This is a genomic window from Pseudomonas sp. Au-Pse12 (assembly GCF_021341665.1).
Taxonomy (GTDB): Bacteria; Pseudomonadota; Gammaproteobacteria; order Pseudomonadales; family Pseudomonadaceae; genus Aquipseudomonas.
In genome coordinates this window covers 269,641-283,595 of record NZ_JAJTTH010000006.1, presented here as the reverse complement: position 1 = coordinate 283,595, position 13,955 = coordinate 269,641, and the positions used below count along the sequence as shown (strand labels likewise).

At 63.5% G+C, this 13,955-nt stretch carries 8 protein-coding genes; 7 read left to right on the top strand and 1 reads right to left on the bottom strand.

Going from position 1 to position 13,955, the window contains the following annotated elements:
- The first annotated feature begins 160 nt into the window (after window positions 1-160).
- On the top strand, window positions 161-1,615 hold the full coding sequence (gene thiI, locus LXM55_RS18850; protein WP_233321775.1) for a tRNA uracil 4-sulfurtransferase ThiI: 1,455 nt from the start codon (window positions 161-163) through the stop codon (window positions 1,613-1,615).
- 139 nt (window positions 1,616-1,754) lie between these two features.
- Window positions 1,755-3,575 (top strand): translational GTPase TypA, encoded by a 1,821-nt coding sequence (typA, locus tag LXM55_RS18845; RefSeq protein ID WP_025130242.1) that lies wholly within the window; start codon window positions 1,755-1,757, stop codon window positions 3,573-3,575.
- 136 nt (window positions 3,576-3,711) lie between these two features.
- Here typA and LXM55_RS18840 read toward each other — a convergent pair whose 3' ends face one another.
- Complete coding sequence (locus LXM55_RS18840) at window positions 3,712-4,155, bottom strand: YkgJ family cysteine cluster protein (protein ID WP_170002055.1); 444 nt, start codon at window positions 4,153-4,155, stop codon at window positions 3,712-3,714.
- Between the two features lie 266 nt (window positions 4,156-4,421).
- Between LXM55_RS18840 and LXM55_RS18835 the strand changes: the two genes are divergently transcribed.
- The 5 genes from LXM55_RS18835 (at window position 4,422) to LXM55_RS18815 (ending at window position 13,942) form a co-directional block, all read left to right on the top strand.
- The gene (locus LXM55_RS18835) at window positions 4,422-6,872 is read left to right on the top strand and encodes a glycogen/starch/alpha-glucan phosphorylase (RefSeq protein ID WP_233321773.1); all 2,451 of its coding nucleotides are present in this window, start codon (window positions 4,422-4,424) and stop codon (window positions 6,870-6,872) included.
- 231 nt (window positions 6,873-7,103) lie between these two features.
- Window positions 7,104-10,733, top strand: a complete 3,630-nt coding sequence (locus LXM55_RS18830) for a DUF2339 domain-containing protein (protein ID WP_233321771.1) — start codon at window positions 7,104-7,106, stop codon at window positions 10,731-10,733.
- The gene (locus tag LXM55_RS18825; protein ID WP_233321770.1) at window positions 10,730-12,103 is read left to right on the top strand and encodes a DUF3999 domain-containing protein; all 1,374 of its coding nucleotides are present in this window, start codon (window positions 10,730-10,732) and stop codon (window positions 12,101-12,103) included. Before LXM55_RS18830 ends, LXM55_RS18825 begins: the two co-directional genes overlap by 4 nt.
- Window positions 12,104-12,325: 222 nt before the next feature.
- Window positions 12,326-13,336 (top strand): class 1 fructose-bisphosphatase, encoded by a 1,011-nt coding sequence (locus LXM55_RS18820; RefSeq protein WP_233321768.1) that lies wholly within the window; start codon window positions 12,326-12,328, stop codon window positions 13,334-13,336.
- 3 nt (window positions 13,337-13,339) lie between these two features.
- A complete protein-coding gene (locus LXM55_RS18815) occupies window positions 13,340-13,942 on the top strand; it encodes a DUF924 family protein (RefSeq protein ID WP_233321766.1) in 603 nt (200 codons plus the stop codon).
- The last annotated feature ends 13 nt before the right edge of the window (window positions 13,943-13,955 follow it).

Here is a 13,955-nt window from a genome sequence, read left to right as displayed (position 1 = left end):
AAATGCCGGTATCTGGCGCACTGCAATGTAGCGTCTTTGCCCATAAATGACCCGTTTTGGTGCACTGAAAACCTTCTGCACATTAACTGGTTAAACCTTGAGCAATTTCCGCTATAATCCGCGCCCCCCTTTTTCGGCTGGCCCAGCGCGCGCTGTTTTCATGAAACTAATCGTTAAAGTTTTCCCGGAAATCACCATCAAGAGCCGCCCGGTACGGACGCGTTTCATCCGTCAGTTGGCGAAAAACATCCGTGCCGTGCTCCGCGATCTGGACCCGGCCGTGGTGGTCAATGGTGTGTGGGACAACCTCGAGCTGGAAACCGCCGTCAGCGACCCCAAGGCCCTGAAGGACATGACCGAGCGCCTGAGCTGCATGCCCGGCATCGCGCATTTCCTGCAGGTCGACGAGTACCCTCTGGGCGACTTCGACGACATCGTCGCCAAGTGCAAGCAGCACTTCGGCGATGCCTTGCCCGGGAAGATTTTTTCGGTGCGCTGCAAGCGTGCCGGCAAGCACTCGTTCAGCTCCATGGACGTGGAAAAATACGTCGGCAGCCAACTGCGTCGGCAGTGCGGCGCCGCCGGAATTTCCCTGAAAGAGCCGGAAATCGAAGTGCGGATGGAAATTCGCGACCAACGGTTGTTCGTGATCCACAGCCAGCACAACAGCATCGGCGGCTACCCGCTGGGTGCCCTGGAACAGACCCTGGTGCTGATGTCCGGCGGTTTCGATTCCACGGTGGCGGCCTACCAGATCATGCGGCGCGGCCTGATGGGGCATTTCTGCTTCTTCAACCTGGGCGGGCGTGCCCACGAATTGGGCGTGATGGAAGTCGCGCACTATATATGGAAGAAGTACGGCAGCTCCCAGCGCGTGCTGTTCGTCAGCGTGCCGTTCGAGGAAGTGCTCGGGGAAATTCTCGGCAAAGTCGACAACAGTCATATGGGCGTCATTTTGAAGCGTATGATGTTGCGTGCCGCGTCGAGCATCGCCGACCGCCTGCACATCGATGCGCTGGTGACTGGCGAGGCGATTTCCCAGGTGTCCAGCCAGACCCTGCCGAACCTGTCGGTGATCGACTGCGTGACCGAGAAGCTGGTGCTGCGTCCGCTGATCGCCAGCCACAAGCAGGACATCATCGACCTGGCCGAGGAAATCGGCACCGCCGACTTCGCCAAGCACATGCCGGAGTACTGCGGGGTCATTTCGGTGAACCCCAAGACCCATGCCAAGCGCCATCGCGTCGAGCATGAAGAGAAAGAATTCGATATGGCGGTGCTCGAGCGTGCGATCGAGCGGGCCAAACTGGTGCCGATCGATCGGGTGATCGACGAGTTGGGCCAGGATGTGCAGATTGAAGAAGTCAGTGAGGCGCTGGCCGGTCAGATCATCATCGACATCCGTCACCCGGATGCCCAGGAAGACGACCCGCTGGAGCTGGCTGGCATCGAAGTAAAAGCGCTGCCGTTCTATGCATTGAACGCCCGCTTCAAGGAACTGGACCCTACGCGCCAGTACCTGCTGTATTGCGACAAAGGCGTCATGAGTCGCCTGCATGCTCACCATCTGCTCAGTGAGGGACATGCCAATGTGCGCGTTTATAGACCGAGCTAAGTGCCCGGGGATGTTCGCCTGTGGCTTGCGTCACCGGCCCCCCGACGCCGCCGTCCAGCTGTAACGGCCAGGCCTGAATCTATTGTTAATCGCTGCCAGCATTTGTCAGCACACCGAATCCTCTGATCGAGATACACAAGTGATCGAAAATCTACGCAACATCGCCATCATTGCCCACGTTGACCATGGTAAGACCACCCTGGTAGACAAACTCCTGCGTCAATCCGGCACCCTGGAGCGCAACGAGCTCAACGACGAGCGCGTGATGGACTCCAACGACCAGGAAAAAGAGCGCGGCATTACCATTCTGGCGAAAAACACCGCCATCAACTGGAACGGCTACCACATCAACATCGTGGACACCCCGGGCCACGCCGACTTCGGCGGCGAAGTTGAGCGCGTAATGTCCATGGTCGACTCCGTGCTGCTGCTGGTCGACGCTCAAGACGGCCCTATGCCGCAAACCCGTTTCGTGACCAAGAAGGCCTTCGAAGCCGGCCTGCGTCCAATCGTGGTGATCAACAAGGTTGACCGTCCGGGCGCGCGTCCTGACTGGGTTCTGGACCAGATCTTCGACCTGTTCGACAACCTGGGCGCCACTGAAGAACAGTTGGACTTCAAAGTCGTCTACGCCTCGGCCCTGAACGGTATTGCTGGTCTTGACCACACCGAAATGGCTGAAGACATGACCCCGCTGTACCAGTCGATCGTCGACAACGTGCCAGCGCCAAGCGTTGACCGTGACGGCCCGTTCCAGATGCAGGTTTCCGCTCTGGACTACAACAGCTTCCTGGGTGTGATCGGCGTTGGCCGTATCGCTCGCGGTCGCGTCAAGCCGAACACCCCGGTAGTGGCCATCGACGTCAACGGCAAGCGCCGTAACGGTCGTATCCTCAAGCTGATGGGTCACCACGGTCTGCACCGTGTGGACGTTGAAGAAGCTGCCGCCGGCGACATCGTCTGCATCAGCGGTTTCGACGAGCTGTTCATCTCCGACACCCTGTGCGACCCGACTGTTGTCGAAGCGATGAAGCCACTGAGCGTCGACGAGCCAACCGTTTCCATGACCTTCCAGGTCAACGATTCGCCATTCTGCGGTAAAGAAGGCAAGTTCGTGACTTCCCGTAACATCAAGGAACGTCTGGACAAGGAGCTGCTGTACAACGTTGCCCTGCGCGTTGAAGAAGGCGACTCGGCCGACAAGTTCAAGGTTTCCGGCCGTGGTGAGCTGCACCTGTCGGTACTGATCGAAACCATGCGTCGCGAAGGCTTCGAGATGGGCGTTGGCCGTCCTGAAGTGATCATCCGTGAAGTGGATGGCGTGAAGCAGGAACCGTTCGAAAACGTCACCATCGACATCCCTGAAGAATCCCAGGGCAAGGTCATGGAAGAAATGGGCCTGCGTAAGGGCGACCTGAGCAACATGGTTCCGGATGGCAAGGGCCGTGTACGCCTGGAATACAACATCCCGGCCCGTGGTCTGATCGGTTTCCGTAACCAGTTCCTGACCCTGACCAACGGTGCAGGCATCCTGACCTCGATCTTCGATCGCTACGCTCCGATGAAGTCCGGCCACATGTCCGGCCGTCAGAACGGCGTACTGGTATCGGTAGAAACCGGCAAGGCCCTGACCTACTCCCTGGAAACCCTGCAGGCGCGCGGCAAGCTGTTCGTCGAGCACGGCCAGGAGATCTACAACGGTCAGATCGTTGGTCTGAACAGCCGTGACAACGACCTGGGTGTGAACCCAACCAAAGGCAAGAAGCTCGACAACATGCGTGCTTCGGGTAAAGACGAAACCATCGCCCTGGTGCCGCCGGTTCGTTTCACCCTGGAACAGGCTCTGGAATTCATCCAGGACGACGAGCTGTGCGAAGTGACGCCTAAGTCCATCCGTCTTCGCAAGAAGATCCTGGACGAAGGCGAGCGTACTCGCGCTGCCAAGAAAGCCAAGAACTGAGTCTTTAGTTCCGGCTGAATGAAAACGCCCCCGGTCGCGAGACCGGGGGCGTTTTTTTTGCCTGGAGAAAACCTGTTCATGTAGCCGCTGCTCGGCAGCGGCTACAGCAGCGGTAGTAGCGGTGAGGCGCGGTGGCTCAGAAGCGTTCCAGGGTCCGACTGCTGGTATTGGTCGGGCGTTCCTGGGGCTTGGGCTTGTAGGCGCAGTAGCCCGGGCGCGGGCCGATCTTCGGGTGGTTGCGGCAGGTGTCCGGGCGCTTGTCATAAATGGTGCACAGGCGGCTCTTACGATCCAGATACAGGCAGTCGTTGTTGCTCATGCGCTGCAGGGTGAAGATTTCCGACTTCTGGTTGTAGCGCTCGACGATGCCTTCTTTCTGCAGGCGCTTGGCGATGTTCTTCGCCGGTTCGCCGCGCTCGAATTCGTCGACGATGCCAATGCGGATCAGGTCCTTGATCTTCACTTCCACCGGCAGGGTGCAGCAGCTGGACATGCAGGAGCCGCACATGGGCGCGGTGTATTTGGCCCAGGTATCGAGACGGTCGATTTCCGCGGCGGCGATCAGGTTGGACTTCATCAAGGTGGTGGTTCCGGCATGTTCCAGGGCGCGCGATCATACCGGGACTGGTGGATTTTTGAACGACTGCGGGTCGGATTTTTCTTCATATGGCGCCGAATAATGCATGGCGGCACGGCAACTGCATCTTTTTCCCTGCTGGCGCAGACGACTCCCCCCATTAGCCGAGCCATTTGAAGTAGCGCCGAACCAGAGCCTTCGCCTCGTGTCAGACCGACTAGGCTCAGACCATTCCATGCTCACTGTGTATCTCGTCAGAGGTCGTATCGATGACTCAGGAACCCCTTGTTCGCGACGCTGAGGTGGCTGCTTTTCGCGAAGCCGTCTTGACCAAGCTCACCTACGCGGTAGGCAAAGACCCGGATCACGCCTTCGATCACGACTGGTTCGAGGCCATTGCCCTGGCCGCGCGGGACCATATGGTCGACCACTGGATGGATCACACGCGACAGATCTACCGCAAGGGTCAGAAGCGGGTGTACTACCTGTCCCTGGAGTTCCTCATTGGTCGGCTCTTGTTCGACAGCCTGAGCAACCTTGGGTTGCTGGACGTGGCCCGCGAAGCCCTCACCGACCTTGGCGTGGACCTGGAGCGCATCCGCCTGCTGGAGCCCGATGCGGCGCTGGGTAACGGCGGCCTGGGGCGCTTGGCGGCGTGTTTCATGGAAAGCATGTCGACCCTGGGCATCGCCGGCCACGGCTACGGCATTCGCTATGAACACGGGCTGTTCCGCCAGGCCATTGTCGATGGCTGGCAGCAGGAGCAGACCGAGCACTGGCTGGATTTCGGCAACCCCTGGGAGTTCGAGCGCCCCGAGGTGATCTACTCCATCGGCTTTGGCGGCAGTGTCGACACCGTGACCGACGAGGCGGGCCATGCCCGGCAAGTCTGGTGGCCGGCGGAAACGGTGCGCGCGGTGGCCTACGACACCCCGGTGGTGGGGTGGCGCGGGGCCAGCGTCAATACCTTGCGCCTGTGGCGGGCACGGGCCATGGAAGACCTGCACCTGGAGCGTTTCAACGCCGGCGACCACTTGGGCGCGGTGGCGGAAGTGGCTCGGGCCGAGAGCATCTCCCGGGTGCTGTACCCGGCTGACAGCACCGAGGCCGGCCAGGAACTGCGCCTGCGCCAGGAATACTTCTTCGTCTCGGCGTCGCTGCAGGACCTGCTGCGGCGCCACAAGAACATGCACGATTCGGTGCTCAGCCTCGGCGAGCACGCGGCCATTCAGCTCAACGACACCCACCCGTCGATCGCCGTGGCCGAGCTGATGCGCCAGTTGGTCGACTTGCACGGCATTGCCTGGGACGCGGCGTGGCAGATCACCGTGGAAACCCTGTCCTACACCAACCACACGCTGTTGCCCGAAGCCCTGGAAACCTGGCCGGTGGGCTTGATGGAACGCATGCTGCCGCGGCACATGCAGATCATCTACCTGATCAATGCCCAGCACATCGATTCGCTGCGGGCCAAGGGCTTGCACGATTTCGACGTGCTGCGGGCGGTGTCGCTGATCGAGGAGGACAACGGCCGCCGGGTGCGCATGGGCAACCTGGCGTTCCTCGGTTCGCACAGCGTCAATGGCGTGTCCGGCCTGCACACCCAGCTGATGCGCAGCACGGTGTTCTCCGAGTTGCACAAGCTGTACCCCGAGCGCATCAACAACAAGACCAACGGCATCACCTTCCGCCGCTGGTTGTACCAGGCCAACCCGCCGCTCACCGAAATGCTGGTGGAGGCGCTGGGCCCCGAGCTGCTGGACAACCCCGAGGCGCTGCTGCGGGGGCTGGAGCCCTTTGCCGAGAAGCCGGTCTTTCGCAAGCAGTTCGCCGAGCAGCGGCTGCACAGCAAGCGCGCCCTGGCGGCGATCATTCACGAGCGCCTGGGGATCGCGATCAACCCGGCGGCGATGTTCGATGTGCAGGTCAAGCGCATCCACGAATACAAGCGCCAGTTGCTCAACCTGCTGCACACCGTGGCGCTGTACCAGGCGATCCGCGCCGAGCCGGAAACCGACTGGGTGCCGCGGGTGAAGATCTTCGCTGGCAAGGCCGCCGCCAGCTATCACCAGGCCAAGCTGATCATCAAGCTGACCAACGACATTGCCCGTACGGTGAATAACGACCCCACGGTACGCGGCCTGCTCAAGGTGGTGTTCCTGCCCAACTACAACGTCAGCCTGGCGGAAAGCATCATTCCCGCCGCCGACCTGTCGGAGCAGATTTCCACCGCCGGGTTCGAGGCCTCGGGCACCAGCAACATGAAGTTCGGCCTCAATGGCGCGCTGACCATCGGCACCCTGGACGGCGCCAACGTCGAAATGTGCGAGCAGGTCGGCGCCGAGCACATGTTCATCTTTGGCCTCAGCGCCCAGCAGGTGGAGGCGCGCAAGCGCAATGGCGAGTTCAGCGCGGTGCCGGACATTGCCGCCTCCCATCGCCTGAACGATGTGCTGCAGGCGATTCGTGGGGGGGTGTTCTCTCCGGACGATCCGTCGCGCTATACCGGGCTGGTCGACTCGCTGATCGATTACGACCGGTTTCTGGTCTGCGCTGATTTCGACGCCTACTGGAATGCCCAGGTGCGGGTCGAGGAGCGTTGGCACGATTCCAAGGAATGGTGGCGTTCGGCGGTGCTCAACACCGCGCGCATGGGCTGGTTTTCTTCGGACCGGACCATCCGCGAGTACGCCACGGAGATCTGGAAGGCCTTGGACTGAGGCTTGCGAGAAAATCCTGGAAGTGTGCACAAGGCCCAGCGTTTGTTGGGCCTTGTCGATATACTGGGCGGCGATTTTGTCTCCCTCGGGGTGTCTTTTGGGCCGCGCTTGGCTTCCAATCGGGGAGAGGCCTTCGCCGGCTCCTGCAATCCGTTGTAGGAACCGGCGTGCGGCGCAAGCATCAACACAGCTGTACCTGTCCGTCAGTGGACCGCTTAGGGATATCGACACATGCAATGGATGTTCATGCTGCTGGGGGCCGTGCTGGGCTGGATCATCGACGAGTCCTTCAGCGATGCCCTGATTGGCGCCCTGCTGGGCCTGGCTGTTGGCCTGGCCATTCGTTTCGGCGCCCTGCATCGACAAGTGGCCGACCAGCACCGCGAGCTGGAGCAGGCGAAAAAGGCCCTGGCGGCGCTGGGCCAGCGTCTGGCCCTGCTGGAAGGCACTGGCAGCGCTGCCGAAACGGCTGCAGAACCCCAGGCCAGCACCCCGCCTGCCGAGGCCGACAGGGCCTCGAACGCCGCGCCGGAACTGCAAGACCTTCCTGAGTTCATTCTTGACCCGGTCCAGCCAGTGGAGCCGGTGCCGGCTGCCCCGGATCTGGTCTGGGAATTGCCCGCTGAGGTGCGCCCTGCCGCAGCCGTCGAGGCCAGCCAGCCGCTGCCGGATTCGGTCTGGCAATCCCAGGCGCCGGCCCGTGAGCCGGTGGCGACGCAGCCGCGGGAACCGAACCTGATCGAGCGCGCCATCAGCGGCGCGCGCAATTGGCTGTTTGGCGGCAACACCGTGCTACGGGTCGGCGTGGTGCTGCTGTTCCTCGGCCTGGCCTTCCTCCTGCGCTATGCCACCGAAGGCATGGTGGTGCCCCTCGAACTGCGCTACGCCGGCGTCGCCGCCAGCGCGCTGGGCTTGTTGGGCCTGGGCTGGTGGTTGCGGCGGCGCAACAGCAACTATGCCCTGATGCTCCAGGGCACCGGGATCGCCGTGCTGTACCTGACGGTGTTCGCCGCCATGCGCCTGCATCCGCTGCTCGATCCTTCCGCCGCCCTGGGCCTGCTGGTGGCGGTCACCGTGTTTTCGGCCATCCTGGCCATTACCCAGGACTCCCTCGGGCTGGCCGCCGCTGCGGCCCTGGGCGGTTTTGCCGCGCCGATCCTGACGTCCACCGGCGCCGGCAGCCACGTGGCGCTCTTCAGCTACTTCGCCTTGCTCAATGCCGGCATCCTGGCCATCGCCTGGTTCAAGGCCTGGCGCCTGCTGAACCTGATCGGCTTTGTCGGCACCTTCGGTATCGGCTTGGCCTGGGGCCTGCGCTCCTACACGCCTGAGCTGCTGTGGAGCACCGAACCCTTCCTGGTCCTGTTCTTTGTCATGTACCTGGCCATCGGCCTGCTGTTCACCCGGCGCAAGCTGCTGGAATTGAGCGATGCGCCCACCGACGACAGCCGCCAGGCGTTGCTGCACTGGTCCGCGCGCAAGGGCGATTACGTCGACGGCAGCATGCTCTTCGGCCCGCCGCTGGTGGGCTTTGGCCTGCAACTGGCGCTGGTGCAGCACCTGGCGTTCGCCGCGTCCTTCAGCGCCCTGGCCCTGGGGCTGATCTACATGGTCCTGGCCCGGGTATTGATGGGCGGCCGGGCCCTGTTGCTCGGTGAAACCTGCCTGGCCCTGGGGGTGATCTTCGCCAGCCTGGCGATTCCCCTGGGCCTGGATGCGCGCTGGACCTCGGCAGCCTGGGCCGTGGAAGGTGCGGGCATCTTCTGGCTCGGCCTGCGCCAGCAGCGGCCGCTGGCCCGGGCCTTTGCCCTGCTGCTGCAGGTGGGCTCGGCCCTGGCCTTTCTCAGTGAATTGCGCCCCGGCGACACCAGCCTGCTGGCCGGCGCGCCCTTGGGGGCATTGCTGCTCGGAGGCTCGCTGCTGTTCAGCTTCGACCAGTTGCGGCGGGCGCAGAAGACCCAGGTGGCGAGCTGGGAGCAGGGCATTGCGCCGATCCTGGCGGTGGCCGGGCTGGCATTCCTGTACCTGCTGGCGCCGTTGTTCCTGTTCACCCAGGGCACCGCCATCAGCTGGGCGCTGGCCGGGCTGGCGACGCTGTTTGTCGGCCTGCGCCTGCAATCGCGGACTTTCCTGTTCAGCGCCTTCGCCGTGCAACTGTTGGGCGGTGCGTTGTTCCTGATGCGCCTGCAAGGCGCGGACGGCGATGCCGGTGCGGTATTCAGCGCCGGCTGGAGCGGCTTGCTGAGCGCTTCGCTGATTGGCCTGGCTCTGATCGGCGGCATGCTCCTGGCCGCCCGCAACGACATGGTGCGCAATGACCCGCGGCTGTTGCGCGGCCTGTCTCTGGTGCTGTTGGCCGGGCTGATGATGATCAACCTGGCGGTGCTGTTCGTCCTGCCGTGGCGCACCGCCAGCGGCGTCTGGGCCGCCAGTGGCCTGCTGATCATCTGGCTCAGCCTGTATTTGCAGCAGCGGGCCAGTTTTGTCTTCGGCCTGGTGCTCCAGGTGATAGGTGGCAGCACCTTCCTGTTGGCCGGCTCGGACGGGTTCATCAGTGGCGCGGTGGAAAACCTGCGGCCACTGGCCAATGGTGATTTCTGGACGCCGATGGTCCTGGCCCTGGCGGCCCTGGTGGGTGCCTGGCGTCTGCAGCGAGGCAACCATGGCTCGGCCTTCGATGCCTTGAGCCTCGGCCATCTGTCTGATCTGTTGCTGGCCTGGGGCGCCTGCTGGTGGGCCTTTAGCTGGCTCAAGGAAGTGCTGCGTTTCGCCCCGGCCCATTGGCAGGCCAGCTTGCTGTTGCTGGTTTGCGCGGCCAGCGTGCTGCTCTGGGCGCTGCTGGCGGTGCGCCTGAAATGGCCGTCCCTGGGCCTGCTGTGCAGCCTGCTGATGCCGGCCGCTGGCGGGGTGTTGCTGGCGTCCTGGGCGCCGCGTTATCACCCGGCAGCGGATTTCGGCTGGCTCGCCTGGACCCTGTTGTTCGCCGTGCACTTCTTCAGCCTGCGGCGCTTGGCGGCGTTGTTGCCGGCCCGGGTAGCGAGCATCGCCCATGTACTGGGTTGCTGGTTGCTGATCGGCGTGCTGGCGCTGGAGCTGCGTTATGGCTTGCTGCTGTTGTCCGAGCAGTACAACGCCTGGCGCTGGCTGGGCTGGGCGATCCTGCCGAGCCTGTACCTGGTGGCGATGGCCGTACCGCGCAACTGGCCGTGGCCGGTCAGCGCGCATTCCCGTGAATATCGTCTGTATGCCGCGCTGCCCCTGGCGGTGCTGATGCTGGGCTGGTTCTGGCTGGCGAATATCGTCAGCGATGGCCGGGCCGAGCCGCTGCCGTACCTGCCGCTGCTCAACCCGCTGGAGCTGGGGCTGCTGTTTGCCCTGTTCGGCGTCTATGTCTGGTCGCGCAGTGCCGTGCAGGAACTGGCGATCCGCGCCGATTACGCCGAGCGCGGCACGCAGCTGGTGGCGGGGCTGTCGCTGTTCGCCTTCTTTACCGTGCTGGTGATGCGTGCGGCCCATCATTGGAGCGGCGTGCCGTTCCAGCCGGATGCCTTGCTGGAGTCGATGATGGTCCAGGCCGGGCTGTCCATCGTCTGGACCCTGATTGCCCTGAGCCTGATGATCGGCGGTCACCTGCGCCATCGCCGCGAAGTGTGGTTGATCGGCGCGGTGCTGATTGCCGTGGTGGTGGCCAAGCTGTTCCTGGTGGAGTTGAGCAACCGTGGCGGGCTGGCGCGGATCGTCTCGTTCATCGGGGTGGGGGTATTGCTGCTGGTGGTGGGCTATTTCGCCCCATTGCCGCCCAAGCGCGCCGAGGCTGAACCCGAGCCCGGCAAACCGTTGAATGAAGGAGTGTCATCGTGAGTTCGAAGCTGAGCCTGGGCTGGTTGGGCGCTGTCGGCCTGTGTGTGGCGTTGTCCGCCGTGGCCCAGGACAAGCCGGGGGATTTCAAGTCCCTTGCGCCCCTGAGCCTGAGCGGCGAGGGCCCCTGGTACCGCCTGGAGCTGCCGCTGGCGGTGCAACTGCACGCCAGCCAGACCGACCTGCGGGATATCCGCGTGTTCAACGCCGCCGGCGAGCCCCAGGCCTATGCCCTGGCCCGCCAGCCGGCGCAGACCAGCGAGCAGCGTCATCTCAGCGATGTGAAGTGGTTCCCGCTGTACAGCTCGGCAGAGGCCGCCGACAGCACCCCCAGCGTGCGCGTGCAGTCCAGTACCAATGGCACCTTGGTGGAAGTCCAGCCTTCCACGCAATTGGAGGCCGGAGAAGAAGTCCTGCGCGGTTGGCTGCTGGATGCCAGCGCGATCAAGGCCCCCTTGCAGCAACTGGTGCTGGACTGGACCAGCGAGCGCGATGGCTTCCAGCGCTTCAGCATCGAGGCCAGTGACGACTTGCAGCACTGGCAAGCCTGGGGCGATGGCCAGGTGGCGCGTCTGTCGTTTGCCGACGAGCGGATCGAGCAGCACGAAGTGGCCTTGCCCGGGCAGTCGGCGCGCTATCTGCGCCTGTTGTGGAACACCCCGCAGTCGGCACCGGTGCTGACCTCGGCGCAAGTGCAAAGCAGCACCACCAGCAGCCTGCCGTCGCCGCTGGTGTGGTCGCAGCCGTTGGGCGGCAGCACTGGCAAGGCTGGCGAATACACCTGGCAGTTGCCCATGGGCCTGAACCTTGCGCGGGTGCGGATTGCCCTGGTCCAGGCCAACAGCCTGGCTCCGGCCACGCTTTATGGGCGTCGTGAAAGCAGCCTGCCATGGCAGCCCCTGGGCAATGGCCTGCTGTATCGCCTGACCCAGAATGGCCAGGACGTGCAACAGAACGAACTGCAACTGCCGGGGCAGACCGTGCAGCAACTCAAGCTGGTGGTGGACGAGCGCGGCGGTGGCCTGGGCGCCGAGGCGCCGAGCCTGGAATTTGCCGTGCACGGCACGCAACTGGTGTTCCTGGCTCGTGGCGCCGGGCCCTACACCCTGGCGCTGGGCAACCCGACCGCGAGCGCGGCCAATCTGCCGCTGTCTACCCTGATCCCCGACTACAGCCCGCAACGGCTCAAGGCACTGGGCCAGGCCAAGGTCGAGGGCGCGGCGCAACTGGCCGCGGCCACCGCCGCTCCTGCGACCGGCGTGGCGGCCAGCGGGCCGGACTGGAAAAAGATCGGCCTGTGGGCGGTGCTGCTCCTGGGCGTGCTGGCCTTGGCCGGCATGGCCTTCAGCATGCTGCGCAAACCGGCAGCCTGAAGCGAGCACTTGTGGCGAGGGAGATTGCTCCCGTTCGGCTGGCCTGCGCGCAGCAGGAGCAGGCTCCCTCGCCACGGGCCGCCATCCTGCCGGCCGTTTTTGGCTACGCTGAAACCGGTGCCTGAACTCTATCTGCCAGTTCCCTGTCTGAGAGGAGGAAATGCGCCTCGACTCGCGTTAAACTGCGCGGGTTTTTACCCCCCCATTCCTCCGGAGCCTTCCATGTCCCGCGTTACCCTGAGTCGCTATTTGATTGAGCAGACCCGCAGCAACAACACTCCTGCCGATCTGCGCTTCCTGATCGAAGTGGTGGCGCGTGCTTGCAAGGAGATCAGCCACGCCGTTTCCAAGGGCGCCCTGGGCGGTGTCCTGGGCAGCATGGGCACGGAAAACGTGCAGGGCGAAGTGCAGAAGAAGCTCGACGTGCTTTCCAACGAAATCCTCCTCGAAGCCAACGAGTGGGGCGGCCACCTGGCCGGTATGGCGTCCGAGGAAATGGACAATGCCTACCAGATTCCCGGCAAGTACCCGAAAGGTGCCTACCTGCTGGTATTCGACCCACTGGACGGCTCGTCGAACATCGATATCAACGCACCGGTGGGCACCATCTTCTCGGTGCTGCGCTGCCCGAACGAGTACCTGAGCCAGAACGAAGCCCTGAACGAAAAGGCCTTCCTGCAGCCAGGCACCCAGCAGGTCGCCGCCGGTTACGCCATCTACGGCCCGCAGACCATGCTGGTGCTGACCCTGGGCGACGGCGTCAAGGGCTTTACCCTGGACCGTGAAATGGGCAGCTTCGTACTGACCCACGAAGACATCACGATTCCGGAGGCCACCCAGGAATTCGCTATCAACATGTCCAACGAGCGTCACTGGGAAGCCCCGGTCAAGCGCTACGTGGAGGAGCTGCTGGCGGGCGACACCGGTCCCCTGAAAAAGAACTACAACATGCGCTGGGTCGCGGCGATGGTGGCCGACGTGCACCGTATCCTGACCCGTGGCGGCCTGTTCATGTACCCGCGCGACAGCCGCGAACCGGAGAAGCCGGGCAAGCTGCGCCTGATGTACGAAGCCAACCCGATGTCGTTCCTGGTGGAGCAGGCCGGCGGCGCGTCCACCGATGGCCACAAGCGCATTCTCGACATCCAGCCTGAAGGCCTGCACCAGCGCGTGGCGGTGTTCCTCGGTTCGAAGGAAGAAGTGGCCCGGGTGACCGGTTACCACAAGGAATAAACCGTGACCGCGCCCTGGCAGCCTCTGCTTGACTGGTGGTTCGGCTCAGCCGAAAAGCCGGCAGAGATTGTCGCTGCCAAGGGCCGGTTGTGGTTTGGCAAGCGTGACAGCCAGGACCTCGAGGCGCGCCAGCGTTTTGGGGATCTGACGGAGCAGGCCCTGGCCGGCGGTTTGACCGAGTGGACGCAAAGTCCCCAAGGTTGGCTGGCCCTGGTGCTGTTGCTCGACCAACTGCCACGGATGATCTATCGCGACACTCCCAAGGCATTTGCCGGCGACCTGCGTGCCCAGGCACTGGTGGCCCAGGGCATCGCCGCGGATTTTGACCGGCGCCTGCCGGCCATGCAGCGCTGCTTCATCTACCTGGTGTTCGAGCACTGCGAAAACCTGGCGGTGCAGAACGAGAGCGTTTCACGCTTTACGGCCCTGCACGACGAACAGCCAGCGGACGAGCGTGCAGTGTTTGCCGACAACCTGGACTACGCCGAACGGCACCAGAAAGTCATTGCCCGCTTTGGGCGCTTCCCCCATCGCAATGCCATCCTCGGCCGTGAGTCCACCGCTGAAGAACTGGCCTTTTTGCGCGAGCCTGGTTCGCGTTTCTGACGGCCGGCAAGCA